Consider the following 24713-nt stretch of genomic DNA (forward strand, 5'->3'; position numbering starts at 1 on the left):
TCTTTATAAAAGATCGCTAACCTGCTGATTGCACGCTTTTTCCCTTCGCACCCGCCTTCCGGGGGCGTGTTATAATGAAGCATCGCCGGGGCCGGCGCTCATGGCTGGCTAAAGCGGTAAGGACTTATGACCATGACGGGGAATAGAGGAGCCGAGGTATCCACTCAGGCCACCATCCTGGTGGTCGAGGACAGCCTGACCCAGGCGGCCATGCTGGAGCGCCTGCTCACGGAGCGGGGGTACCGGGTCGAGGTAGCCAGAAACGGCCGCGAAGGGCTGGAGAAAGCCTTTGCCTCCATCCCCGACCTGGTGGTCAGCGACATCGTCATGCCGTTGATGACTGGGTTCGAGCTCTGCAAGGAGATCAAGAACGCCCCCCGCCTCAAAGAAACGCCTGTCATCCTCCTGACCTCGTTGAACGATCCCACCGACGTCATCCGTGGCCTTCAGTGCAAGGCCGATCATTTCCTGACCAAGCCGTACGACGAGGAGGTGCTCCTCGGACGAATCCGGCAGGTATTACGCGCCCGGCGGGAACAGGTCGAGGACGACCCCCGGCTCGGCACCCCGGTCGAGTTCGCCGGCGGCAAGTTCCACATCGACGCCGAAAGAAAACAGATCCTCGGCCTGCTGCTCTCCACCTACGAGACGGCGGTGGAAAAGAACGCCGCCCTCCTGACAAGCCAGCAGTCACTCAGGGAACTGAACGAACAGCTCGAGGAACGGATCCAGGCACGCACCGCCTCCCTTCTCCAGGAAGTCGAGGAACGGACCAAGGCCGAGGAGCGGCTGGGAGAGGTGACCAGGCGGCTGCAACTGGCAGCCGATTCCGCCCATCTCGGCATCTGGGACCTCGACGTGGCCGCCGACCGGCTCATCTGGGACGAAAGGATGTACCAGCTCTTCGGCGGCAATCCGGGAGACACGGTTGGTATCTCGTACTGGAGAGAGCGGCTCCACCCGGCCGACCGCGACCAGGTGATGAAGGCTTTCGACGACGCCCTGGCCGGCAGCCGCGAGTACGATCTCGAGTACCGGGTGCTGCAAGCGGACGGCACCCTCCGGTGGATCAAGGCCAACGGTACCGTCATCCGGGGCGAAGGGGGCGAGGCGGTCCGGATGATCGGCGTCTGCCAGGACATCTCCGCCCGCAAGAACCTGGAAGATCAGCTCAGGCAGGCCCAGAAAATGGAGGCGGTCGGCCAGTTTGCTGGCGGCATCGCTCATGATTTCAACAACATACTGACCGCCATCGTCGGCTTTGCCAGCATGGCGCAGCTCAAGATGCGCGAGGACGATCCCCTGCGTCCCTTCCTCGACCAGGTCCTCTCCGCCGCCGATCGGGCCGCCGGGCTCACCCAGAGCCTGCTCACCTTCAGCCGGAAGCAGCCGATCAATCTCTCCCCGGTCAACCTGAACGACCTGATCAAGAAGGTCGAGAAGTTCCTCGGCCGGATCATCGGCGAGGACATCAAGCTGATGATGGTCTTCAAGGAAGACGAGATCGTCGTCCAGGCCGACGGCGGGCAGATCGAGCAGGTCCTCCTTAACCTGGCCACCAACGTGCGGGACGCGCTTCCCCACGGCGGCACCCTCTCGATCGTGACCGAGACCGTGGACATCGACCAGGAGTACGTCGATTTTTACCGCAGTGGATCCCCCGGACGCTACGCCCGTATTTCGGTTTCCGATAACGGGATCGGGATGGATGCCGAGACCAAGAAGCGGATCTTCGAACCGTTTTACACCACCAAGCAGGTGGGGAAGGGGACCGGCCTCGGCCTTTCCATCGTCTACGGCATCGTGCAGCAGCACAAAGGGTTCATCAACGTCTACAGCGAAGTGGGCCGCGGCACCACCTTCAGCATCTATCTCCCGCTGGCCGTCGGCGTCCAGCTTCCCAAGCCAGGCCAGGGAGAGCTTGCACCGCCGGTAGGGGGCGACGAGACGATACTGCTGGCGGAGGACGACGCCGTGGTGCGCGAGCTGTCGAGGACCGTGCTGGCGGACTTCGGCTACCGGGTGATCGAGGCGAGTAACGGCGAAGAAGCGGTCGAGAAGTTTCGCGAGCACCGCGACGAGATCGGCCTCCTCCTCTTCGACATCGTCATGCCGAAGAAAAACGGCAAGGAGGCTTTCGACGAGATCCGGAGCCTGAGCCCGCACGTCAAGGCGCTGTTCCTGAGCGGCTATCCTGCCGAGATTATAAGCAATACCGGGCTGATCGAAGAGGGGGCGTCCCTGATCATGAAGCCGGTCCATCCCCAAGACCTCCTGCGCAGGATCCGGAGGGCGCTCGACGAGCCGGATAGGGAGGGGGGGGACCGATGAGAACCCTCTCCGACCAGGAGCTTGCCCGCCTCTGCGACCTTTTTGCCCGCCACATGGGGCTCTCCTTCCCGAAAGAGCGGTGGAACACCCTGGACTCCTCCTTGGCCGCCGCCTCACGGCGCTTCAATTTCGGCGATCCCCGCGCCTTTGCCGCCTGGCTCCTCTCCTCCCCCTTGAACCGCCAGCAGGTTGAGGTGCTGGCCGGTTACCTGACCATCGGCGAAACCTACTTTTTCCGCGACCCCCGCACCCTCGACGTGGCCCAGAAGGAGCTCTTTCCTCCCCTGATCGCGGCCCGGCGCTGGCGCCAGCGGAGGCTGAGGATCTGGAGTGCCGGCTGCTCGTCGGGCGAGGAGCCGTACACCCTCGCCATCCTGCTCGACCGGATGCTTCCCGATATCGCCCGCTGGAACATCACCATCCTGGCCACCGATTTCAATCCCAACGCCCTTGCCAAGGGGGTCGGCGGCCGCTACGGAAAATGGTCCTTCCGGGCCACCCCCGCCTGGTTCCGCGAGCAGTATTTCGAGAGTCAGCGGGAAGACGAGTACCGGGTGGCCGACAGGGTGAGGCGGATGGTTTCCTTCGCCTACCTCAACCTGGCGGACGACCGCTATCCCTCGCTGGTCACCAACACCAACGCCATGGACGTCATCTTCTGCCGTAACGTCCTCATGTACTTCACCCCGGATGTCGCCCGGGAAGTCGCATCCAAGCTCGAGCGCTCCCTCGCCGACGACGGCTGGCTCGTCCTGGGGCCCGCCGAGAGCCTCCCCCGCGGCTTCCTCCACCTGAAGCCGGTCAGCTTCGGCGGCATCGTCGCCTACCACAAGCGCCCGCGTCAGGCAGCGGTTCCGCCCACCCCCGAGGCCCCAAGGGAGTTTTCCGAAGCGGTCCCCGGTGCTGCGGTGAGGGAGGAAAACCTTGCCGTGGCCAAGTCCCCGCCACCGGCCTTCTCCGCTGCCGCGAGCTTATTCCGCCTCGGCGAGTATGCCGAAGCCGTTGAACAACTGGAAGGTGTCGATAAAGCCGGAGGGCTCACGCCGGACGGGCGCTTCCTGCTGGTCCGCGCCCTGGCCAACGGCGGTCGTCTCGACGAGGCTCTGGCCGCCTGCGACGCGGCGCTGTCCGAGGAGAAGCTGGACCCGGCCCTGCACGTCATGCGGGCCGAGATCCTTCAGGAAAAGGGGGACGGGACGGAGGCCCAGGTTTCCTTGCAACGGGCCCTCTACCTGGACCCGGAGCTGGTCCCCGCCCATTTCGCCCTCGGCAACCTTGCCCTCTGGAGCGGCGATATCCCGGGAGCCTGCCGCCATTTCGACAACGCACGCCGGCTCCTCGACCGCCTTCCCGCCGAGGCGGAGGTCCCGGGTTCGGAAGGGATGAGCGCGGGACGGTTGAGGGAAGTGCTGGACTCGATGGCGATCTGCACCGGGTCAAGAACGGGAGGCCGGTGATGGCCAAAAGGTCTCTCTTCCCGTTCCGTATCGACGACCGCCACTTCGCCCTCGACATCGCTGCCGTGGACCGGGTAGTCGGGATGGTCGAATTCCACTCCCTTCCCTATGGGGCCGCCGGCCTTTTGGGGATGGTGACCGTACAGGGGGATCTCTTGCCGGTCGCCGACCTGCGGCCGCTCCTGGGACTTGCCGCCCGCCCCTTAACCGTGAGCGATGTGCTCATCTTCTGCCATGGCGGCGGCTCCCGCTTCGCCATCGCCGCCGCCGAGGTCGAAGGGGTGCTCGACGTTGGCTCCGGGGAGATCCAGGATGCCGGAGATCATGCCGGTGGCGGAGCGATTGCCGGGCTGATCCACCGGTTCGACCGGCTGCTGGTCCTTCTCGATCCGGTCGGGATCGCTTCCCGTTGCTCCATGGAACCGGAAGGCGAAGGGACGCCGCCCGAGCGGGGTGCCCTGGTCGAGCTGGCCGGTAGCGGAGGGGCGCCCCGGGAAGAGGCGCGGGCCAGGATGGTGCTGAGGGAACGGACCCGGCGGCTTGCCGGGGTGGAGAACAGGGGGGCAGGGGGAGAGCTGCAACTGGTCGAATTCACCCTGGCCGGCCAGCCGTTTGGCCTGGAGACCCAGTTCGTCAAAGAGGTCGGACAGCTGCGGCAACTTACCCCGTTACCCGGTACCCCGCCTTTCGTAGCCGGTATCGTCAACCTGCGCGGGACCATCGTCTCGGTGGTGGACCTGCGGAGCCTTTTTGAGCTCGATGCTGCCGCTGACGGTTCTCCCGGGAGAATCATCGTGCTCGGCGACGGCGGGATGGAATTCGCCCTGCTGGCGGCCTCCATCGTCGGGGTGCGCGGCGTCGCCACCGCCGAGCTGAAGCCGTCCTTGCCGACCCTGACCGGCTCCCGGGGAGAATACCTGAAGGGGGTGGCCGGCCAGCGGGTCGCCGTCCTCGACGGAGGCAAGCTTCTCGCCGACCGCCGCCTGGTGGTCAATCGCGACGTCTGAAGGGGGAGAAGGGAGGTTTCCACCATGAGATGGTTCGAGAAAGTGGTAGCCGGCACCATGGCCGGGTCGGAGTTCGTCAGGAACCTGATCGATATGAGCCTGGAACCGTTGATGGTCCTCGGTCCCGATGTCCAGATAGTGGAAGCCAACGAGGCCTTCCTCAAGGTGACCGGTGCCGCCAGGGGACGGCTGAGGGGAAGCGATCCCGGCTCCTATTTCGCCGATCCCGAAACGGCACGGGAGGGATTGCGCCAGGCAGTGGAGAAAGGGTACCTCGCCGATTTTCCCCTCTCGATCCGGCACCGCGATGGTTCCGTCGTCGAGGTGCTGCTCGACGCCACCTCCTACCGTGACCACGACGGCAAACTGCTCGGACTCTTTGCGGCCGCCCGCGACGCCACCCCGCGGCACGACGGGGAGGAGAAGTTCAAGGCTCTTTTGGAGAACGCTCCCGACGCCATCGTCATCGTCAATACCGACGGGGAAATCGTGATGGTCAACGCCCAGACCGAGAAGCTCTTCGGGTACCGGCGGGAGGAGCTCCTCGGCAACCAGGTCGAGATGCTGGTCCCGCCGCGCTTCCGTGACGAGCACCCGCTGCTGCGCGGAAAATACTTCTCCGACCCGAGGGTGCGGCCGATGGGGGCCGGGCTCGAGCTTTTCGGCCTCAGGAAGGGTGACGTCGAGTTCCCCGTCGAAATCAGCCTGAGCCCGCTGCAGACCGAGGAAGGGCTCCTGGTGAGTGCCTCCATCCGGGACATCACCCAGAGAAGGAGGGCCGAAGACAAGTTCAAGGGGCTTCTGGAAGGGTTCCCGGACGCGGTGGTGATCGTCAACGGCCAGGGGGACATCGTCATCGTCAACGCCCAGACCGAGTCGCTCCTCGGCTACCAGCGGGACGAACTCCTCGGCCAGAAGATCGAGACCCTGGTGCCGGAACGCTTCCGGCCGCGCCACCTGAAACACCGCGCCGGGTATTTCGCCGATCCCCGCATCCGGCCGATGGGGGCGGGCCTCGAGCTTTACGCGCTCAGAAGCGACGGCACCGAGGTCCCCGTGGAGATCAGCCTGAGCCCGCTGCAGACCGAGGAGGGGGTGCTGGTCACCGCCGCCCTGAGGGATATCACCAAGCAGAAGCAGGCCTCCCAGTACGTCCGTAGCCTGATCGAGGCGAGCCTGGACCCGCTGGTCGCCATCAGCGGGGACGGCAAGATCACCGACGTCAATGAGGCGGCCATCAAGGTAACCGGCCTCTCCCGCGAGGAGCTGCTTGGCACCGACTTCACCCGCTACTTCACCGATCCCGACCAGGCAAGGGAAGGGTACCGGCTCGCCTTCCAGCGGGGTGCCGTGACCGACTATGCCCTCACCATCCGGCACCGCGACGGTTCCCTGGTGGACGTGATCTTTAACGCCTCGGTCTACCGCGACGCCAACGGCACCGTCCAGGGGGTCTTCGCCGCCGCCCGGGACGTCACCCAGCGCAAGCGGATCGACCAGGAGCTGAAGGAGCTGAACCGCACCCTCGAACAGCGGGTCGCCGAGCGGACGGCCAACATCGCCCGCCAGAACAAGGAGATCCTGGAGGCCGCCGAGATCCTCGCCGCCTCCTCGAGCCAGATCATGACCTCCATGAGCCAGATCGCCTCCAGCGCTGCGGAAACGGCGGCTACCGTCAGCGAGACCAACAGCATCGTCGAGGAGGTCAAGCTGACCGCCGAGGTGGCCAGCCAGAAGGCAAGGAAGGTTTCCGATGCAGCCCCTAAAACGGTTTCCGTGGCCCACAACGGCCGCCGTTCGGTCGAAGAGACCATCAACGGCATGGGACGCATCCAGGAGCAGGTCGCCTTCCTCACCGAGAGCATCGTCCGGCTCTCCGAGCAGAGCCAGGCGATTGGTGAGATCATGGCCACGGTAAGCGACCTGGCCGAACAATCCAACCTCCTTTCCGTCAATGCCGCCATCGAGGCGGCCAAGGCGGGCGAGCAGGGCAAGGGATTCGCCGTGGTCGCCCAGGAGGTGAAAAGCCTGGCCGAGCAGTCCAAGGAGGCCACCGGCCAGGTGCGTGCCATCCTGAGCGACATACAGAAAGCCACCAACACGGCTGTAATGGCAGCGGAGCAGGGGAGCAAGGCGGTCGAGGAGGGGGTGCGCCAGTCCCGCGAGGCAGGAGAGGCGATCCGGCTGATGGGGGAAAGCATCGAGGAGTCGGCCCAGGCCGCGGTGCAGATCAGCGCCTCCAGCCAGGAACAGTCCTCCGGCATGGACCAGGTCGCCCTGGCCATCGGCGACATCAAGCAGGCGAGCGAGCAAAATGCCACCGGGATGAAGCAAGTGGAGGGGGCGGTCCAGAATCTCCACGAGCTCGGCAGGAAACTCAAGGAGCTGGTCGAGCAGTACAAGGAATGAGCCATGGAACGGGACGCCGAATTCCAGAGGCACCTTTTGGAGACCTTCAGGCAGGAGGCCGACGAGCACCTGGCGGGGATCGGCTCCGGCCTGGTCTCGCTCGAGCGCGGGGGAGAACTGCCGGGTGAGGAGCTTCTCGAAACGGTCTTCCGCGAGGCCCATAGCCTCAAGGGCGCGGCCCGGTCGGTGGGGAGGGGCGATATCGAGGCCCTCTGCCAGGCCATGGAGGGGCTCTTCGCCTCCCTCAAGCACGCCACCGTCCGGACCTCTCCGGAATTGTTCGATCTTCTCCAGCAGGCCGCCGACCTGCTCCAGTCACAGGTTACCGGCGGGGGGGACGAAACCAAGGCGGGAGTCCAACGGGAAATCATCCGGCGCCTTGGCCAGGCAGCCCGCGGTGAGGCGTTCGATAGCGGGGCGGTTGAGGGGCAAGCGGCCGAGGCGCCGGCGGCTCCGGGTGCATCGCAGGCTCCGGCTGCCCAAGCCAAGGCTCAGGCCAAGGCCAAGGGCCAGAGGACGCCCGCTCATCGGGCGGCGGCGCCTTCGCCGGGGCGGGGGGCGGAAGGCCGGGCACCCGGGACTGAGACTGCCGGGGCGATTGGGCAAACGCTCCGCCCCGAAGGGGATGCCCCGGGGGCAGCCGCTCAACCGGGTGGAGAAGGGGAGGGGGGGCACCGCGAGAACGGCGCGGCCGCCGCTCCCGCCGCTCCCGAGACCGTCCGGGTCTCCTGGCACAAACTCTCCACCGTGCTCCTTCTGTGCGAGGAGATGCTGGCCGCCAAGCTCTCCGCCCGCCAGCGCGCGGCAGGCCTGCGGCAGCTTCGGGCTTCCTTTGCCGAGTGGCGCAAGCAGTGGATGCGGATCGGCCCGGATTTCCAGCGGATTCGCGCTTTGGCAGCCATCGACGAGAATGGGGCAGCGGGGCAGACCGAGATGCGCCGCCTCCTCGATTTTCTCGACTGGAACGAAACCTTCCTGGCCACCCTCGAGACCCGCTACTCCGGGCAGAGCCGGGAATCCGACCTCGAAAGCCGCACCCTGGCCGCCCTGGTCGATTCCCTCCTGGGCGAGGTCCGCAAGGCGATGATGTTTCCGTTCTCCACCCTGCTGAAAGCCTTCCCCAAAATGGCCCGCGACCTGGCCCGGGGGAGCGGCAAAGAGGTCGATCTCCTCATCAAGGGGGAAGAGATCGAGATCGACCGCCGGATCCTCGAGGACATGAAGGACCCGCTCACCCACCTCCTTCGTAACGCCATTGGGCACGGGATCGAGCTCCCCGAGGAGCGCGAGCGGCTGGGCAAGCCGAGGCGGGGGACGGTGGTTTTCGAAATCGCCTCCCGCGACGGGAAGGCGGAGATCGCGGTCAGCGACGACGGCAGCGGCATCGATCCGGAGCGGGTCCGGGAGGCCGTGGTCCACCTGGGGAGGTTCTCGGCGGGCGAGGCCGCCAACCTCTCCGGCAGCGAGCTCCTTCCCCTGATCTTCCTCTCCGGGCTCTCTACCAGCCCCGCCGTCGACGAAATCTCCGGAAGGGGGCTCGGGCTGGCCATCGTACGAGAAAAGGCCGAAGAGCTCGGGGGGGCCGCTACCGTGGAGAGCCTCCCGGGGCGGGGAACGATCTTTCGCGTGGTGGTGCCGGTCTCGGTGGCGACCTTCCGGGGGATTTTGCTCCGCATCGGGGACCGGAGCTTCGTGGTTCCGGCTACCCACGTGGACCGGGTCCTCCGCCTGAAGGGGCGGGAGATCCACCGCATCCAGGAGGCCGACACCATCGCGGTCGACGACCGGCCGGTCCCGCTCGTTTCGCTTGGCGAGCTGCTGGGGATACCCCTTTTCCTCAAGGAGCTGCCCCGCCTGCAGGCGGTGGTGGCGACCCTGGCCGGACAGACGCTTGCCCTGCTGGTGGACGAGGTGCTCGGCGAGCAGGAGGTCCTCCTGAAGCCGCTCGGTCCCCAGCTCGAACGGGTCCCGTGGGTGACCGGGGCGGCACTCCTGGGATCGGGGAACGTGGCCCCCATCCTGAACCTTGCCGACCTTTCCAAGAGCGCAACCGGGACGAGAGCTCCCTCCGGGACCCCGGCCGCCTCAGGTGCGGGGAAGGTGGGGCGGATCCTGGTGGTGGAAGACTCCATCACCTCCCGGACCCTTTTGAAGAACATCCTGCAGGCCGGCGGATACCAGGTGACCACCGCCTACGACGGGGTGGACGCCCTCTCCAAGCTCGACGAGGACGGCTTCGACCTGGTGGTTTCCGATGTCGACATGCCGCGGCTCAACGGCCTCGACCTCACCGCCGCCATCCGCCGCCATCCCCGCCACGGCCCCCTTCCGGTCATCCTGATCACCGCGTTGGGGAGCCGTGAGGACCGGGAGCGCGGGATCGATGCCGGAGCCAATGCCTACCTCGTCAAAAGCCGCTTCGACCAGGACGACCTCCTGGCGGTGGTGCGGCGTTTCTGTTAGGAGGCGCCATGATCAAGGTACTGGTAGTCGACGATTCCAAGGTGGCACGGGAGATGATCACCCACATCCTGACCGCCGACCCCGGCATCAAGGTGATCGGGACCGCAGCCGACGGCTACCGGGCGCTGGCCGCCATGGAACGCCAGCAGCCCGACGTCGTCACCATGGACGTCCACATGCCGGGGCTGGACGGGTTCGCGACCACCAGGGAGATCATGCGCGAGCACCCGGTCCCGGTGGTGATCGTCACCGGCACCCTCGACCCCAAGGCCGATACCGCCGTTTTCCGCACCCTGGAGGCGGGCGCCCTCGCCATCATCCTGAAACCTCCGGGGTTCGGGCACCCCGACCATGCCCGGGCGGCGGCGGAACTGCTCCAGACCGTCCGGCTGATGTCGGAGGTCAAGGTGGTCCGGCGCAGCTATCGCGAATCGCGGCTGCCGTCTCCGGTCAAGCCAGAAGTCACCGCACCCCCCAAGCTGGTCGCCGTGGGCGCCTCCACCGGCGGCCCCGTGATCGTCAAGAACATCATCTCCTCCCTCCCGGCCAGCTTTCCGTTTCCCGTCCTGGTGGTGCAGCACATGGCCGGCGAGTTCCTGGCCGGTTATGCCGAATGGCTCGCGGGGGCGTGCGAGCTGACGGTAAAACTTGGGGAGCCGGGGGAGACCGTAAAGGGGGGAAGCGTCTATATCGCGCCGGGGGGCGCCGACATGGGGCTCGACGGCAGGGGACGGATCGTGCTGACCCCGGGGGCCCCGGGTCAGCTCCTCTGCCCCTCGGTGAACCATCTCTTCAGAAGCGTCGCTATCCAGTGCGGCAGGCACGCCGTAGGGATACTTTTGACCGGGATGGGGAACGATGGCGCCGCGGGGTTGAAGGAGATGAGGGACGAGGGGGCGCTCACCATCGTCCAGGACGAGGAGAGCTCGGTCATCTTCGGCATGCCCGCCGAGGCGATCCGGATCGGGGGCGCCCGGCAGGTCCTCTCGCCCGGCAATATCGTCGCCCTGCTGAAAGGGTTGGCAGGGCGGTTGGTGTAGATGAGGATTTACGATACACTCTTCATGCTAAGGCTTTGATTTCAGTCGTTGATAGTGCTATTTTGCATCACCTGTTTTCTATCTGACCACCCGAAGGGATCCCCGATGCATCGTCATCTCCCCCCGACACCACATCCGCACGCCGGGCCATTCCCGCCCCTCGACCAGAGCGAACAGGAGTTTCGCACCCTGGTTGACGGGATCCCGCAGCTGTGCTGGATCGCCCAGGCCGACGGTGCCGTGATCTGGTACAACCGCCAATGGTACGAGTTTACCGGGACCGCTGCCTCGGAAATGGAAGGGTGGGGATGGCAGTCGGTTCACGATCCCGCGGTATTGCCGCAGGTGCTGGAGAGGTGGAACGATTCCATCGCCACCGGCGAACCGTTCGAAATGACCTTTCCGATCAGGCGGGCCGACGGTGTATTCCGGCACTTTCTGACCCGTGTGCTGCCGCTGCGCAACCAGGGCGGCCGGGTGGTCCGCTGGTTCGGCACCAACACCGACATCACCGAGCAGCGCGAGGCAGAAGAACAGCTGCGCCGGGCCCATGACGAGCTCGACCTGCGGGTGCGGCAGCGGACCGAGGAGCTCGACGCCACCGTCCAGTCCCTTATGCACGAGATCGGGGAACGGCAGCGGATCGAGCAAAATCTGCGCCGCCTCAACCGGCTCTACGTCGTTTTGAGCGAGTTCGACCAGGCCATTGTCCGGGCCAAGAACCGGGGAGCGCTCTTCAGGGATTTCTGCCGGATCGCCACCGAGGAGGGTGGCTTTCTGCTGGCCTGGGTGGGGCTGGTGGACGGCAAGGGCGACGTCAAGGTCACTGCCGCCAGCGGAGCCACCGGCTACCTCGACGGGATGACGGTCTCCTTGACCGGGGAATCCGCCAAGGGCCCGACCGGCATCGCCATCCGGAAAGGGACCTATTTCATCTGCAACGATTTCCAGAGTGCCGAGTGCACCCGCCCCTGGCACGAAAGGGGGCGCTCCTTCGGGATCGGCGCCTCCGCTTCCATCGTTCTCAAGGAGGACGGCGCCGCGATAGGTGCGCTGACCCTGTACTCGGCCGAGAAGGAGTTCTTCGACGACCAGCAGGTGGCCCTGCTTCGCCAGATGGGGACCGACATCTCCTTCGCCATGGAAAACCTCAAGCGCGAGCAGCGGCGGCGCGAGGCCGAGAAGGCGCTGCAGCAGGAAACGCTGGAGCGGCTTTGGACCATGGAAACCCTCAGGGAGAAGGAGCGGATGCTGATTCAGCAAAACCGCCAGGCCGCCCTTGGCGAGATGATCGGCAACATCGCGCACCAGTGGCGGCAGCCGCTCAACTCCATCGCCCTTTTGGTGCAGGAGCTCCCCATGACCTACGATGCGGGGAGTTTCTCGCGGGAGTACCTGGATAAGACCGTGGCGACCGTGATGTCGGTGATCCACCACATGTCGCACACGATCGACGACTTCCGGAATTTCTTCCGGCCGGACAAGGAGAAGGTGACCTTCCCGGTGCGCCAGGTGGTCGATAACGTCATCGGGATCGTCGATGCCAGCCTCCGGTCGCACGGGATCCGGCTCGAGGTGACCGGCCATGGCGATCCCCAGATCCTCGGCTATCCCAACGAATATTCCCAGGTGGTCATGAACGTGCTCCTCAACGCCCGCGACGTGCTCACCAACCGGGCCATCGAGGATCCCCAGATCCAAGTGGAGTTCGACTGCGAGGGGGAGCGCACCGTGGTCACCATCCGCGACAATGCGGGAGGGATCCCTCCGGAAATCGCCGACAAGATCTTCGACCCGTACTTCACGACCAAGGGCCCCGACCAGGGGACCGGCCTTGGGCTCTACATGTCGAAGGCGATCATCGAAAAGAGCATGAACGGCCGGATCACGGCCAGTAACGCAGGGGAGGGGGCCGAGTTCCGTATCGAGGTGTAGCTTATCGGACGTATCACAACCAGCCGGGAGGAGGAGCCTTATGGAACCCAAGACGGTCAGATTGAGCGCGAAAATCGCAGTGGTTGGCGTCATCTTTGGCACCGGATTCTTCTGCGGGTCGGTGACCCAGCGAAACGCAGATGCCCAGATGGAAGAGGTGGGACAGTCGCTTTTAAAAAGAGCGGCCGGAAGCGGCGGCCTGGTCGGGACCGTGGCCCAGCTGGGAACGACCATCGCCGACATGGAAAAACAGGTGAACGGCCTGCAGAAAAACCTCGATGTCTTGAAGAAGGTCAAAGGTTCCCTCTCGGGCGGATCGCAATAGCCTAATACACGCCGGAACCGGGCCGGCGGGCGGGGCGGGTTGCACAATGGTGGCTCCCGTGCTAATTCTAGGGGAGCCATTCCAATGAGAACGGAAGTACCAGCTTAGTGAACGAATCCAACAACCTCGCCCGCCGGCTCCTGCTGACCGCCTGCCTCATCAGCTTCTGCTGTTTCCTCGGCTCCTACATGCGGATCCCGATCGTGCCCCTGCTCGCCACCTCGCTCGGGGCCGACACTGCCCAGGTCGGGATGATCAACGGGGCCTTCATGCTGGTGGCCGGGGCGATGTCCATCCCTTCCGGGCTTCTCTCCGACCGCCTCGGGCGCCGCGTCCCGCTGCTCGGTGGGCTCACCCTGCTGGCCCTTTCCTCGCTGTTACTGTACTGGAGCCAAAGCCCGCTGCAGATGGGGCTCATCTACCTCTTCTTCGGGATGGGGCTTTCCGCCTTTTCTCCCACCCTCATGTCGTACGTCGCGGACGTCACCCCGCCGGAAACGATCGGCCAGGCTTACGGACTTTACACCATGGCGCTCTACGGCGGGATGACGCTCGGCCCGGCCGCCGGAGGTTTCGTCGGCACCGCGCTGGGGCTGCGGACCGTTTTCCTGGTCTCCGCCGGGATCATCTTCGCCATGCTGCTGGTGGCCGTCTTCTTCCTCCCGGTCCAGCCGCCGCACCGGCACCACGAACGCCCGGCCCTCCTCCCGCAGCTGCGGGAGCTCATGGCAAACCGCCGCCTTTTGGCCTGCCTGGCCGGCACGGGCGGCGGCTGCATCGGCTTCGGCATGTTCGTCACCTTCATGCCCCTGTACATCAGGAGCCGCGGGCTGGGGACCATGGAGGTCGGCGCCGTCTTCGCCACCCAGGCCCTCTCCAACGCGCTCTCCCGCGTCCCCTCCGGAAAACTCTACGACAAGGTGCAGGACAAGAGCCTTTTGGTCAGTGGCGGCCTGGCGATCTTTGCGGTAGCGCTGGGCTCGTTCCAGTTCTTCGGAAAAGTCCTCCCGCTGGTGGCCGTAGCGGCGGTCATGGGGGTCAGCATGGGGGTCGCCTTCACGGTGATCGGTGCCCTCATCGCCGATGTGGTCGCCCGTCCCTTGCGGGGGCTCGCCATGGGGTGCTATAACACGAGCGTCTACGCCGGGATGATGGTCAGCTCGGTCGGCGTCGGCCACGTCATCCGTGGCTACGGTTTCAACGCGGGGTTCTCCCTGAGCGCGGCCGCGGTCGCCGTCGTCATGCTTCTCTTCGGCTTTCTCTATCACCGGGCCGCCTAAAGCCCAGGATGTTCGCCATGTTTCCCGACCGCTCGACCTATCAAGCCATCTACGCCGTCGTTTCCCGCATCCCCGCCGGCACCGTCGCCACCTACGGCCAGGTCGCGGCCCTGGCTGGGCTTCCGCGCCGCGCGAGACTCGTCGGCTATGCCTTGAGCGCCCTGACCGATAAGAGCGTGCCGTGGCACCGGGTGGTCAACGCCAAGGGTGAGGTCAGCCACCGGAGTTCCGGGTCGGAAGGGGGAGAGATCCAGCGGCTGGCCCTCGAACGGGAAGGGGTGGTCTTCGACTCCCGCGGCAGGATCGATTTCGCCCGCTACCGCTGGCGCCCGGAACCGATATCACCTGATCATCAATGAAGAGTCCCGTCTCCTCATCGCCAATGAACCCCGCAAATCCGTCCACTCCCCGGTTCGATTTGCGGCTGGCCGCCTTGCTGATCGGCGTGGTCCTTTCCACCGTCGACTCGAGCGCCCTCAACCTCGCGCTTCCGTCGCTGGCTACCCACTTCGGGACCGATGCCGCTGCCGTGCAGGGGGCCGCCTCCCTCTACCTGATCGGCTCCGCGCTCGCCTTTCTTCCGCTCTCCGGCCTGGCCGGAAAGATCGGGACCGTCCGCGTCTACCGGTGGTCGCTCGCCGCCTTCGCCGTCATCTCCCAGTTGCTCGCCTTTTCTCCCAGCCTCCACGCGCTGCTCGCCCTCCGCTTCATCCAGGGAGTGGCCGGGGCCGGCATCGTCGGGCTCGTTCCCGGCATGGCCGCCGCGACCTTCAAGGAGCACCGGGGATGGGCGCTCGGGATGGTCTCCGGATCGGTCGCCGCCGGCACCCTGATGGGGCCGCCTTTGGGGGGATTCCTGGTCGAGTGGTTCGGGTGGCGCTCCATCTTCTACATCAACCTCCCCTTTGGCCTTTTGGCCCTCATCCTCTCGGGGCGGCTCACCGAGCTCGCCGGAGTGGGCCTTCGGGAGGGGCTCCGCCAGCTCATACGGCTCCCCCGTTTTCTGCTGGCGCTCCTCTCCACCGTCTGCTTCTTCATCCAGTCGTTCGGCACCAACCTGCTGTGGCCTTTCTACCTGGAGGCGGGAGGGATGACTCCCAGCCGGGTCGGCGTCCTTTTGCTGGTTCCCCCGCTTCTTTTGATGCTGCTCGGCCCGGTCTGCGGACGGCTCTCCGACCAGCGGGGATACGACCGGGTGAGTTGGCTGGGGGCCGCACTGCTGATGGCGGCTTCGCTGGTCCAGGGGGTGAGCGGATCGGTGCTGGCCGGCCTCGTCGGGATCGGGCTGGGGCGGGCTTTGTTCCAGGCCGCCAACAATGCGGCGGTCCTTTACCAGGCGCCCAAGGAGGCCGGGAGCGTTGCCTCGGGACTTCTCTCCATCGCGCGGGTGACCGGGCAGGCGCTGGGGAGCATCCTGGCCGGAACCCTCTGGGGGATGCTCGAGCACGGCGGCATCCGCCACGCCTTCATGGTCATCAACCTTGTGATGGCCGCCGTAGCCGCCTGCTCCGGCCTGTTGATCTTGGGGAGGGGAAGAATCGGGACCGGCGAGTGACGGTGGCGAAGCGCCCTGAATTGGTGGTGGCTTTGTCCTTCCCCGCTATGGTATTCATGCACATCCGCTGCTATGGGATGGAGGAGATAGACGCAGATGAACTTGGTATTGATTGGGTATCGGGGGACGGGGAAAAGCCGGGTGGGGCGGGTGCTGGCCCAGCGCCTTGGTATGAGCCGGGTGGCGATGGACGACGAGATAGAGCTAAAGGCCGGGAAGACGACGCCGGAAATCGTCGCCCAGTGGGGATGGCCGAAATTCCGCGACCTGGAGACCGAGGTGGCACGGGAGCTGGCCGGCCGGGACGGACTGGTCATCGACACCGGCGGCGGCGTGATCGAGCGCCCGGAGAACATGGAGGTTCTTTCCGCTAACGCCCTGGTGGTCTGGATGAGGGCTTCGGTGGAGACCATCGTCTCCCGGATCCAAGGGGGGACCAACCGGCCTGCTTTGGTGGACGGCAAGAGTTTTACCGAGGAGGTCTCGGAGGTGCTGGAGCGGAGAACGCCGCTGTACCAAAAGGCCGCCCATGTGGAAATCGATACGGACGGCCTGGCGCCGGACGAGATTGCCCGCCGGATCATGGTGGCATGGAGAGAGCGGGTAGGGAACTGAGGTGTTTAGGTAAGTACCTGCGTGTCTATTTACGGCTGAACCGGTAGCCGACGCCGCGGACGGTCTGGAAGAAGATGGGACGGGAGGGCTCCGGTTCGAAGTACTTCCGAAGCCTGACGATGAAGTTGTCGAGGGTGCGGGTCTCCGCTTCGGAGGAGTACCCCCAGACGATCTCCAGGATTACCGCACGGGGTACCGCCTCGCCTTCCCGCCGGAAAAACAGCGACAGCATCTTCACCTCGAGATCGGTGAGATCGATCTCCCCCTGCCGGGTGCGCGCACGGTAGGAGAGGAGGAACACCTCGTTGTCGCCGAAACGGTACCCTTCCTCCACCGGCTCCGGGCGGTACCAGGCCGAACGCCTGAGCATCCCGGAAACCCGCAGCAGAAACTCCTTCAGGTTGAACGGCTTGATGAGATAGTCGTCGGCCCCCTCCGCCAGCCCCTCCACGCGGTCGCGCTCCTCCGAGCGCGCAGTCAGCATCAGCACCGGCACCCGGGTATCCAGTTTCCTGATCTTGCGGCAGACCTCGAAGCCGTTGATCCCCGGGAGCATCACGTCGAGGATGATGAGGTCGAATTTTTCCACCTGCACCTTGTCCAGCGCTTCCTCGCCGCTTTCCACGTGGCTGATCAGGTACCCTTCCTGTTCCAGGTTGAAGCTGATGCCGCGGGCGAGATGGATCTCGTCCTCGACCAGAAGAATGTGCGGTTTCTGTTCCGACATCCGGTTATCCTTTTTGCTGGCTGCCGGTCAGCGGCAGCACGATCCTGAAGGTACACCCCTTGCCGATCCCTTCGCTTTCCACCGTGATCTTGCCGTTGTGGGCGTTCACCACCGACTTCACGATGTACAGGCCGAGACCGGTCCCCCTGATGTTCTCGCCAGGGGTGCGTACCCGGTAGAAAATGTCGAAAATCCTGTCGAGCTCGTTCTTGCGGAGCCCCTTGCCGTTGTCCTGGACTTCCAGGACGCAGTGCTTCCCCTGGCGGCGCAGCGACACCTTGATCTCCGGGGCGGCCGGGGAATAGAGGAGGGCGTTCTCGATGAGATTCCTGATCGCCATCTCCATCGCCTCGGCGTCGATGACCGCACCGATGCCGCTCTCGACCTCGGCCGTCAGGCGTCCCCCCTCGGGGAGATCGGCCCGCTTCTGTTCCAGATACTCGGCGAGGAACTTCGAGAAATCGATCCGCTTGGCCTTCTCCCCCAGCTGCCGGAACTCGATCCTGGTCGCCATCAGAAGGTTACTGATGAGGACGTTGAGCCGGTCGGTGTCCGCGAGCATGGTGTCGATGAACCCCTCGAGCTTATCCTTCGGGAGATCCCTGAGCTTCACGGTCTCCAGGTGGAGCTGGATGGAGGCGAGCGGGGACTTCAGTTCGTGGGTGAGCTGGGAGATGTAGCTTCGCTGCTGGAGGTAGAGCTTGGCCTGGCGCCGCCAGTAGACGAAGATCACGTAGACCCCCACCAGGATGGCCAAGAGCATCAGGAGCCCTTCCACCAGCACCACCCACTCGAGCCCCCGGGAAACCAGTTCCGGCTTGTAGCGAAGGGCGAGGTCGCGGAACTGCTTGTTGCGGCCGATGAACCAGTAAATCCAGCAGACCACCACCACGACCCACATGGCTTGGATGCCGATCAGGACTATCAGCGGCTTTGACATGACCCGGTGAAGTTTCATGAGCACTTCTCTAGCATCGGCCAGCACTTTTTGCAAGGGCGTAGTGGCGGGGGAGGGGACAAGGTGCTTTTACATTTCTATTACAAACGTAGAAACCGACTTCTGTTATGGTCTATTAGCCGTTGTCCCCGCACTCTAGGAGGTGTACATGTTTGGACCGTTACGAATCGGGAAGTATGAGGCGCGTTATCCGTTGATCCAGGGTGGTATGGGGGTCAGGATCTCGGCCGGGTCGCTGGCTGGACACGTCGCCAAGTGCGGCGGGATCGGCTTGGTCGCTTCTCCCGGTATCACTCTCAACAGTGGCCTCTTCGACGGAACCAACTATTTCCAGTCCAACCCGCTGGCACTCAAGGAAGAGATCCGCAAGGCCTACGAGATCGCCCCCGACGGCATCATCGGGGTCAACGTGATGGTCGCTCTCTCCGATTTCGAGGAGCTGGTGGTCGCCTCCGTGGAAGCCGGGGCCAAGGTCCTCGTCTGCGGAGCCGGACTCCCCATGACCCTCCCCGGGCTGACCGCCCACGCCCCCGACGTCGCCCTGGTCCCCATCGTCTCCTCGGTGCGGGCAGCACAGCTGATCGCCAAGAAGTGGGACAAGGCCTATAACCGCCTCCCCGACGCGGTCGTCGTCGAGGACCCGGAAACCGCCGGTGGCCACCTCGGCGAGAAGATGGAGAACATCGGCAAAGGCGAGTACGACCAGTACGAGACGGTCCGCGGGGTCAAAGAGTTCTTCCGCTCCGAGTACGGCCTCGACATGCCGGTTATCGCCGCCGGCGGCATCTGGGACCGCGCCGACGTCATGCACGCTCTCGCCGAGGGCGCCGACGGGGTGCAGATGGCCAGCCGCTTCGTCACCACCGTCGAGTGCGACGCCGATCCCGCCTTCAAGCAAGCCTACCTGGACTGCAAGAAGGAGGACATCGGTCTCATCATGAGCCCGGCCGGTCTCCCGGGACGCGCCATCCTCTCCAACCAGGAGTCGATCGCCAGCTACGACCACGACAACGCCACCTTCTGCGCCCACGGCTGCCTCAAGAAGTGCTCCTACAAAGAAAGCGGCGAGCGTTTCTGCATCGTGAGCGCTCTGGACCGCGCCCAGAAAGGGGAAGTCGAGACCGGCCTCATCTTCTGCGGCACCAACGCCTGGAAGGCGAACCGGATCGAGACCGTCCAGGAGATCTTCGACGAGCTCTTTGCCGAAGAAGAGGCCAAAGTGATAGATCAGGCCGCCTGACCGCCGCTCCCCATTAATGACCGAACCGAATCCCCCTGGCGCTACCGGTGCCAGGGGGATTTTTTTTCGAAATGGAGTTGCGGACCGCCGGGCAGTATGCTATATCAAGAAAACCTGATTTAATAAAACCCCCAAGGTTGATGCGATGCTCGAAGTACTCAAAGCCCTGGCTGATCCCTGCCGACTGCGGCTGGTAGCGGTGTTGTTGCGCGGCGAATTTACCGTGCAGGAGCTTCAGCGCATCTTCAACATGGGGCAGTCCCGCATCTCCCGCCATCTCAAGATCCTCACCGACGTAGGGATCCTTTCCGTCAAGCGGCAGGGAACCTGGAGCTACTACCGGGCAGGCGACGACAACCCGTTTTTCCGGGGAATCCGTCCGGCCTTCGATGCCGGGCTGGAAAAGCTTCCCGATCACCACGACGACCTGGCGGCGCTGGCGCTGGCCCTGGAAGCGCGCCGCAAAAGGAGCCAGGAGTTTTTCGACAGCCACGCCCGCCAATGGGACAGGCTCTCGCGGACGCTTTTGCCGGTACCCGACTACCTGCCGGCCCTGCTTTCCCTCACCCCGGAAGTGGATACCCTGCTGGAGATCGGGGTCGGGACGGGATCGCTCCTTCCCGATCTGGCAGCCAAGGCCCGGACGCTGATCGGTGTCGACCATTCCCCCGCCATGTTGGACGAGGCGAGAAGGAGAATGGGAGAGCTCGGTCTGAACGGGATCGAGCTTAGGCTCGGGGAGATGACGCACCTTCCGGTAGCCGACGGAGGTACCGGTTGCGTGGTCACCAACATGGTGCTCCATCATGCCGCCCATCCCCAGGAGGTGCTGAAGGAGATCGCGCGGGTGCTCCGTCCGGAAGGGGTGCTGGTGCTGGCCGACCTGTCGCGGCACGACCGCGAGTGGGCACGGGAGCAACTGGCCGACCAGTGGCTGGGGTTCGAGGAAGAGGAACTAAGCGAATGGCTTCAGGGGGCCGGCATGGCGACCCTGGAATTACAGAGGATATCCGGTTCTCAAGGACAGGAAGAGGTAGTACTGATCAAGGCCGTCCGTTCGGCCTAGAGTTACCAGCAAGAAAAGAGAAAAGGAGAAAACGACTATGGCAGGAAAAGACTACATCGTTAAGGACATGTCGCTGGCCGATTGGGGCCGCAAAGAGATGGTAATTGCCGAGACCGAGATGCCGGGCCTCATGGCGATCCGCGAGGAGTACGCCAAGTCCCAGCCGCTCAAGGGCGCCCGCATCGCCGGTTCGCTCCACATGACCATCCAGACCGCCATGCTGATCGAGACCCTGACCGCGCTCGGCGCCGAGGTCCGCTGGGCTTCCTGCAACATCTTCTCGACCCAGGACCACGCCGCCGCAGCCATCGCGGCCGCCGGCATCCCGGTCTTCGCCCACAAAGGCGAGAGCCTGGCCGAGTACTGGGATTACACCCACAAGATCTTCGAGTGGCACGACGGCGGGGCCCCCAACATGATCCTCGACGACGGCGGCGACGCTACCCTGCTGCTGCACCTGGGTTCCGACGCCGAGAAGGATCCCTCCGTGGTGGAGAACGCGACCTGCGAGGAGGAGCAGTACCTTTTCGCCGCCATCCGTAAGCGGCTGGCCGAGCAGCCGGGCTGGTACTCCAAGACTGCCGCCTGCATCAAGGGTGTCACCGAGGAAACCACCACCGGCGTGCATCGCCTCTACCAGATGCACGAGAAAGGGAAGCTCAAGTTCCCGGCCATCAACGTCAACGACTCGGTCACCAAGTCCAAGTTCGACAACATCTACGGCTGCCGCGAGTCCCTCATGGACGGCATCAAGCGCGCCACCGACGTGATGGTGGCCGGCAAGGTCACGGTCATCTGCGGCTACGGCGACGTCGGCAAAGGGTGCGCCCAGGCGATGCGCGGCCTCCAGGCCCAGGTCTGGGTGACCGAGGTCGACCCGATCTGCGCGCTGCAGGCGGCCATGGAAGGGTACAAAGTGGTCACCATGGATTGGGCCGCCGACAAGGCCGACATCTTCGTCACCACCACCGGCAACATCGACGTCATCACCCACGACCACATGAAGGCGATGAAGCACAACTCCATCGTCTGCAACATCGGCCACTTCGACAACGAGATCGAGGTTGCCAAGCTGCGCCAGTACAAGTGGGAGAACATCAAGCCGCAGGTCGATCACATCATCTTCCCGGACGGGAAAAGGATCATCCTGCTGGCCGAAGGGCGCCTCGTCAACCTCGGCTGCGCCACCGGCCATCCGTCCTTCGTGATGTCCTCCTCCTTCGCCAACCAGACCCTGGCGCAGATGGAGATCTTCTGCAACCCGGAGAAGTACCCGGTCGGCGTCTACACCCTGCCGAAAGAGCTCGACGAGAAGGTCGCCCGTCTCCAGCTCAAAAACCTCGGCGCCATGCTGACCGAGCTGTCCGACGCCCAGGCCGCCTACATCGGCGTGCCGAAGCAGGGCCCGTACAAGTCCGCTCACTACCGCTACTAATACCCGCCAATCTTCACCCTCTCCCTCCCCTTCAACGGGGGGGGAGAGGCTGGATTTTTTATCCCGCCAATCATCTCCTTTGACAACGCCCCCACTAGTCTATATATTTCCCCTAATTTAAGCCGGCCGCCCCGTTTCTTCATGAGCTTCTGTCCGCTACATAGTTGGCGAGAAGAAAGGGAACTTCAATGACACCAATAAATCTTCGTAGGTCTTTGGATAGCTACGTCCCGAATCCCTAAAAACAGACGCGGCGGATGAGCGGACCCGGTCAATAACTTGTTGGATGGGAAAATGAAAAGTCGGGGGATTGATCAATGTTTAAAGTAGCCGTATGTATTCTTTTGCTACTAGCGTTCATTACAAACGTACAAGCTGAAATTTTCCGGTGCGAAGACAGGGAGGGCAAGCTTCACTTCACCGATATTTTGCCATTTTCTAATCAGTCATCATGCACCTACAATGAAAAGGATCAGGCCAAAATTGATAAGATATTAAAAAAACAAGAAGAGAAAGAAAAAAAACTGGAAATGATGCGGATGAAAAAATACTGTAAAGACTATTGCTCGTCCTTAGAGGCTCAAGGAATTGTCATAAACCAGAAGAAATGTTTCAGTAATTGTCTAAAAATTAAGAAATGAATAATGTACCCGGAGCGAGGTGTCAGGCACCATTTAATGTATCCAGAATTTGAAGGACGGATTCCAACAAAGCAGGTGGACCGGACTCGGAGTGGTGGAGAGCGGAAGCGAGTTGATAAAAGTCGTGTGCTCGCCGGTCACCTCGGTGTTGTCCAAAGGATGAAATGGAATTACTTCACAATATAATTCAAAACCCTTTGCTCCGACAGATCCATGACCGTAGACGCTCGGAACTCAAAAAGATCTTTTCGGACCTGGAAGATTGCCCTCACAAGCATTTTCTTTCCCTCCACAAATACTTGAAGGGGACACCTCAACGATTTTATTGCAAATCCAGTTACTCGAAATACCTTAAATGGCTGGAAAATGTCGATCTTAGTCAAAGGAACTTACTTCAAGAGTATTGCCGAAATTCAATGGTTGAAATAAATCAAGCTTTTCTTCATATAACCGAGATTAATCAATTCGATTGGCACGATCAGCTTGATACGAGTGACAACTATGAATTAATCCGATTTATTGATCAAAACATACATCCAACATATCTGAGGTTGGTAGAAGCCGTATTCAGTCCGATGCTTCGCATACCGGCATACTTTTCACGTTTAAACCGCGGAAAAGGAACGGAAAAGCTGGATGTATTTAACATAGTTGATGAAATTAAGGCTTCTTTTTTAGATGAATTAACAATAGCCTATCGCCATGTGGTCAGAAATGGCATAGCTCATGGAGGTATCAGGTTTTTAGATAATTCAATATTATACAAAGATAAGCAAGGTAACGAAGAAGTGTTATCTGACAGAGCAATGGTGGGTGCCTGTGATAACTTGATTGATATCTGCAATGCTGTTGTATTGGCATTCTCAGTGTTTGTTATAGCTAACCAGCATCTCGGGTATGAAATTCCGAATCAGCTTCTCATTGACGAACTTAAAGAAGAAACGAAAACGCCGTGGTGGGAGATCATCGGCTGCACACCCTCCGAGTATACAGCCCTAAACCAGCTAATTGTTCATGTCCGGGCGAGAACATACGACTTTTTTAAGGTACAGGTATCGGTGTTCCAGTCCGGATACCTCGCTGAATTTTTTGCACCCGGATACAGCCGATATTTTTTCTCAATTCGTTCTAAGGAATCATGGCCCGGCTTTACGGCCTTTGACGGTGAAAAGCTAAGACAATTGAGGCAATCAGGGTCTACTCGCCTTGAAGATTACCAAGGTGTTGTAATGGAAAATTTAATATTTTATGTACCTCGCCTAAAACTACCGAGATTCATACATCGAATTGGAACAATGTATTCTTTCTTCCGGGTTCATATGCCTTTAATTACAGCTGATTTCAGAAAAAGTTTGCACCTACCGACGCTCGAAGTCCGAGAGGCTAAGATTCACCGAAACGCATGGGGGGTGGTTCTGGCTGGAACTGTCCTTATTCAGGACCAATCAGAGGACTTAAGCAGCGACATAAGAAGGGTCTTACGTAGCATTATTAGCAAATCTCTGTCACATGCACGGGAACAGACATCTCGTCTGGACGTTGTACGTTATTTGCCATTGGGCTTTGCACGTATTTCTGTATATTGTGCTGACCATCGACGGCGACAATTCAGTGGGCTCGGAAAGGATCTGGTGTGTACAGTGCAAGTACAGCGAATCAGACGTATTCAAGCACCAGATATACTCGGATCGACAATCGAAAAGCGAGGACGCTACCGAATTGCATGGAACCGCGAGTGGTTAGAGGACATAGACGGCCAACCAACGGGTTGAGCTGTCTTCGCAGCTCCCCCCAACCCCGTTGGAAGAAATCGAAAATACAAACTAACTTAAGCAACTCGGCCGTCAGGAGACTCCGATAGGGGGGCCGTGGGGGACGCCTATGCTATTCATGCGTTTCCCGGATGAATGGATCGCATGAGGAGAACGAGGACCGCGCGCGGCGAGAAACGCATGGGACGCATAGGCGTCCCCCTTGTTTTCCCCGCAGGAATCGTAAAGGAACATTCTTGCCCACCATTTGGGCAGATGACCGGACCCGGTCAATAACTTGTTGGCAAGGATAATTCGTGAGCACAAAAAACCACTCAACCAAAAAGGAAACAGCAATCATGCGACCGTATTGGAAGGTGGTGGCCGCATTCATGTTCATGTCCTTTTTGTTGAACTGCTTGTTTTTGTGCACCGTTTTAACTCACTTCAATACATTTAATGGCGCGCCATTAGCTGA

19 protein-coding genes are annotated in these 24713 nt (G+C 62.4%); 17 read left to right on the plus strand and 2 right to left on the minus strand.

All coding sequences use genetic code 11. The features are described from left to right. Positions 1 to 132: 132 nt before the first annotated feature. From L4X63_RS17040 to L4X63_RS17095, 12 genes are all read left to right on the plus strand, one after another. On the plus strand, positions 133 to 2331 hold the full coding sequence (locus tag L4X63_RS17040; RefSeq protein WP_250679851.1) for a response regulator: 2199 nt from the start codon (positions 133 to 135) through the stop codon (positions 2329 to 2331). After that, positions 2328 to 3788, plus strand: coding sequence for a CheR family methyltransferase (locus L4X63_RS17045; RefSeq protein WP_250679852.1), 1461 nt, complete (start codon positions 2328 to 2330; stop codon positions 3786 to 3788). Before L4X63_RS17040 ends, L4X63_RS17045 begins: the two co-directional genes overlap by 4 nt. Then, positions 3788 to 4795 carry a chemotaxis protein CheW gene (locus tag L4X63_RS17050; RefSeq protein WP_250679853.1) on the plus strand — a complete coding sequence of 336 codons (1008 nt, stop codon included), beginning with the start codon at positions 3788 to 3790 and terminating at the stop codon, positions 4793 to 4795. Before L4X63_RS17045 ends, L4X63_RS17050 begins: the two co-directional genes overlap by 1 nt. Before the next feature lie 24 nt (positions 4796 to 4819). Beyond that, the gene (locus tag L4X63_RS17055; protein ID WP_250679854.1) at positions 4820 to 7204 is read left to right on the plus strand and encodes a methyl-accepting chemotaxis protein; all 2385 of its coding nucleotides are present in this window, start codon (positions 4820 to 4822) and stop codon (positions 7202 to 7204) included. Between the two features lie 3 nt (positions 7205 to 7207). Further along, on the plus strand, positions 7208 to 9667 hold the full coding sequence (locus tag L4X63_RS17060; protein WP_250679855.1) for a hybrid sensor histidine kinase/response regulator: 2460 nt from the start codon (positions 7208 to 7210) through the stop codon (positions 9665 to 9667). An 8-nt stretch (positions 9668 to 9675) separates the two neighbouring features. Continuing rightward, a complete protein-coding gene (cheB, locus tag L4X63_RS17065; protein ID WP_250679856.1) occupies positions 9676 to 10707 on the plus strand; it encodes a chemotaxis-specific protein-glutamate methyltransferase CheB in 1032 nt (343 codons plus the stop codon). Between the two features lie 105 nt (positions 10708 to 10812). Further along, complete coding sequence (locus L4X63_RS17070) at positions 10813 to 12642, plus strand: ATP-binding protein (protein ID WP_250679857.1); 1830 nt, start codon at positions 10813 to 10815, stop codon at positions 12640 to 12642. Between the two features lie 40 nt (positions 12643 to 12682). After that, a complete protein-coding gene (locus tag L4X63_RS17075) occupies positions 12683 to 12967 on the plus strand; it encodes a hypothetical protein (RefSeq protein WP_250679858.1) in 285 nt (94 codons plus the stop codon). A gap of 107 nt (positions 12968 to 13074) precedes the next feature. Further along, positions 13075 to 14247 carry an MFS transporter gene (locus L4X63_RS17080; RefSeq protein WP_250679859.1) on the plus strand — a complete coding sequence of 391 codons (1173 nt, stop codon included), beginning with the start codon at positions 13075 to 13077 and terminating at the stop codon, positions 14245 to 14247. A gap of 8 nt (positions 14248 to 14255) precedes the next feature. Further along, complete coding sequence (locus tag L4X63_RS17085; protein WP_250679860.1) at positions 14256 to 14606, plus strand: MGMT family protein; 351 nt, start codon at positions 14256 to 14258, stop codon at positions 14604 to 14606. 23 nt (positions 14607 to 14629) lie between these two features. Continuing rightward, the gene (locus tag L4X63_RS17090; protein ID WP_250679861.1) at positions 14630 to 15802 is read left to right on the plus strand and encodes an MFS transporter; all 1173 of its coding nucleotides are present in this window, start codon (positions 14630 to 14632) and stop codon (positions 15800 to 15802) included. A gap of 96 nt (positions 15803 to 15898) precedes the next feature. After that, complete coding sequence (locus L4X63_RS17095) at positions 15899 to 16417, plus strand: shikimate kinase (protein WP_250679862.1); 519 nt, start codon at positions 15899 to 15901, stop codon at positions 16415 to 16417. A gap of 25 nt (positions 16418 to 16442) precedes the next feature. Here the strand turns inward: L4X63_RS17095 and L4X63_RS17100 are convergent, their stop codons facing one another. Both L4X63_RS17100 and L4X63_RS17105 read right to left on the minus strand, forming a co-directional pair. Continuing rightward, the gene (locus L4X63_RS17100; protein WP_250679863.1) at positions 16443 to 17144 is read right to left on the minus strand and encodes a response regulator transcription factor; all 702 of its coding nucleotides are present in this window, start codon (positions 17142 to 17144) and stop codon (positions 16443 to 16445) included. A 4-nt stretch (positions 17145 to 17148) separates the two neighbouring features. Next, complete coding sequence (locus L4X63_RS17105) at positions 17149 to 18084, minus strand: sensor histidine kinase (RefSeq protein WP_502799919.1); 936 nt, start codon at positions 18082 to 18084, stop codon at positions 17149 to 17151. A gap of 166 nt (positions 18085 to 18250) precedes the next feature. On the opposite strand from L4X63_RS17105, the gene L4X63_RS17110 reads away from it, so the two are divergent. The 5 genes from L4X63_RS17110 (at position 18251) to L4X63_RS17130 (ending at position 24256) form a co-directional block, all read left to right on the plus strand. Beyond that, positions 18251 to 19342, plus strand: a complete 1092-nt coding sequence (locus tag L4X63_RS17110; protein WP_250679865.1) for an NAD(P)H-dependent flavin oxidoreductase — start codon at positions 18251 to 18253, stop codon at positions 19340 to 19342. 145 nt (positions 19343 to 19487) lie between these two features. Then, a complete protein-coding gene (locus L4X63_RS17115) occupies positions 19488 to 20408 on the plus strand; it encodes an ArsR/SmtB family transcription factor (RefSeq protein ID WP_250679866.1) in 921 nt (306 codons plus the stop codon). A 37-nt stretch (positions 20409 to 20445) separates the two neighbouring features. Next, positions 20446 to 21843, plus strand: a complete 1398-nt coding sequence (gene ahcY, locus L4X63_RS17120) for an adenosylhomocysteinase (RefSeq protein ID WP_250679867.1) — start codon at positions 20446 to 20448, stop codon at positions 21841 to 21843. Between the two features lie 317 nt (positions 21844 to 22160). Further along, positions 22161 to 22484 carry a DUF4124 domain-containing protein gene (locus tag L4X63_RS17125; protein ID WP_250679868.1) on the plus strand — a complete coding sequence of 108 codons (324 nt, stop codon included), beginning with the start codon at positions 22161 to 22163 and terminating at the stop codon, positions 22482 to 22484. A 416-nt stretch (positions 22485 to 22900) separates the two neighbouring features. After that, complete coding sequence (locus L4X63_RS17130) at positions 22901 to 24256, plus strand: hypothetical protein (protein WP_250679869.1); 1356 nt, start codon at positions 22901 to 22903, stop codon at positions 24254 to 24256. Positions 24257 to 24713: the final 457 nt, after the last annotated feature.

The sequence above is a fragment of the Geomonas sp. Red32 genome, assembly GCF_023652955.1.
Lineage (GTDB): Bacteria > Desulfobacterota > Desulfuromonadia > Geobacterales > Geobacteraceae > Geomonas.

Bases quoted from the DNA above. Each gene is read 5' to 3' on its own strand.
- L4X63_RS17040 (WP_250679851.1), top strand. From the start codon at position 133: ATGACGGGGAATAGAGGAGCCGAGGTATCCACTCAGGCCACCATCCTG.
- L4X63_RS17045 (WP_250679852.1), top strand. From the start codon at position 2,328: ATGAGAACCCTCTCCGACCAGGAGCTTGCCCGCCTCTGCGACCTTTTT.
- L4X63_RS17050 (WP_250679853.1), top strand. From the start codon at position 3,788: ATGGCCAAAAGGTCTCTCTTCCCGTTCCGTATCGACGACCGCCACTTC.
- L4X63_RS17055 (WP_250679854.1), top strand. From the start codon at position 4,820: ATGAGATGGTTCGAGAAAGTGGTAGCCGGCACCATGGCCGGGTCGGAG.
- L4X63_RS17060 (WP_250679855.1), top strand. From the start codon at position 7,208: ATGGAACGGGACGCCGAATTCCAGAGGCACCTTTTGGAGACCTTCAGG.
- cheB (WP_250679856.1), top strand. From the start codon at position 9,676: ATGATCAAGGTACTGGTAGTCGACGATTCCAAGGTGGCACGGGAGATG.
- L4X63_RS17070 (WP_250679857.1), top strand. From the start codon at position 10,813: ATGCATCGTCATCTCCCCCCGACACCACATCCGCACGCCGGGCCATTC.
- L4X63_RS17075 (WP_250679858.1), top strand. From the start codon at position 12,683: ATGGAACCCAAGACGGTCAGATTGAGCGCGAAAATCGCAGTGGTTGGC.
- L4X63_RS17085 (WP_250679860.1), top strand. From the start codon at position 14,256: ATGTTCGCCATGTTTCCCGACCGCTCGACCTATCAAGCCATCTACGCC.
- L4X63_RS17090 (WP_250679861.1), top strand. From the start codon at position 14,630: ATGAACCCCGCAAATCCGTCCACTCCCCGGTTCGATTTGCGGCTGGCC.
- L4X63_RS17095 (WP_250679862.1), top strand. From the start codon at position 15,899: ATGAACTTGGTATTGATTGGGTATCGGGGGACGGGGAAAAGCCGGGTG.
- L4X63_RS17100 (WP_250679863.1), bottom strand. From the start codon at position 17,144: ATGTCGGAACAGAAACCGCACATTCTTCTGGTCGAGGACGAGATCCAT.
- L4X63_RS17105 (WP_502799919.1), bottom strand. From the start codon at position 18,084: ATGTCAAAGCCGCTGATAGTCCTGATCGGCATCCAAGCCATGTGGGTC.
- L4X63_RS17110 (WP_250679865.1), top strand. From the start codon at position 18,251: ATGTTTGGACCGTTACGAATCGGGAAGTATGAGGCGCGTTATCCGTTG.
- L4X63_RS17115 (WP_250679866.1), top strand. From the start codon at position 19,488: ATGCTCGAAGTACTCAAAGCCCTGGCTGATCCCTGCCGACTGCGGCTG.
- ahcY (WP_250679867.1), top strand. From the start codon at position 20,446: ATGGCAGGAAAAGACTACATCGTTAAGGACATGTCGCTGGCCGATTGG.
- L4X63_RS17125 (WP_250679868.1), top strand. From the start codon at position 22,161: ATGTTTAAAGTAGCCGTATGTATTCTTTTGCTACTAGCGTTCATTACA.
- L4X63_RS17130 (WP_250679869.1), top strand. From the start codon at position 22,901: ATGGTTGAAATAAATCAAGCTTTTCTTCATATAACCGAGATTAATCAA.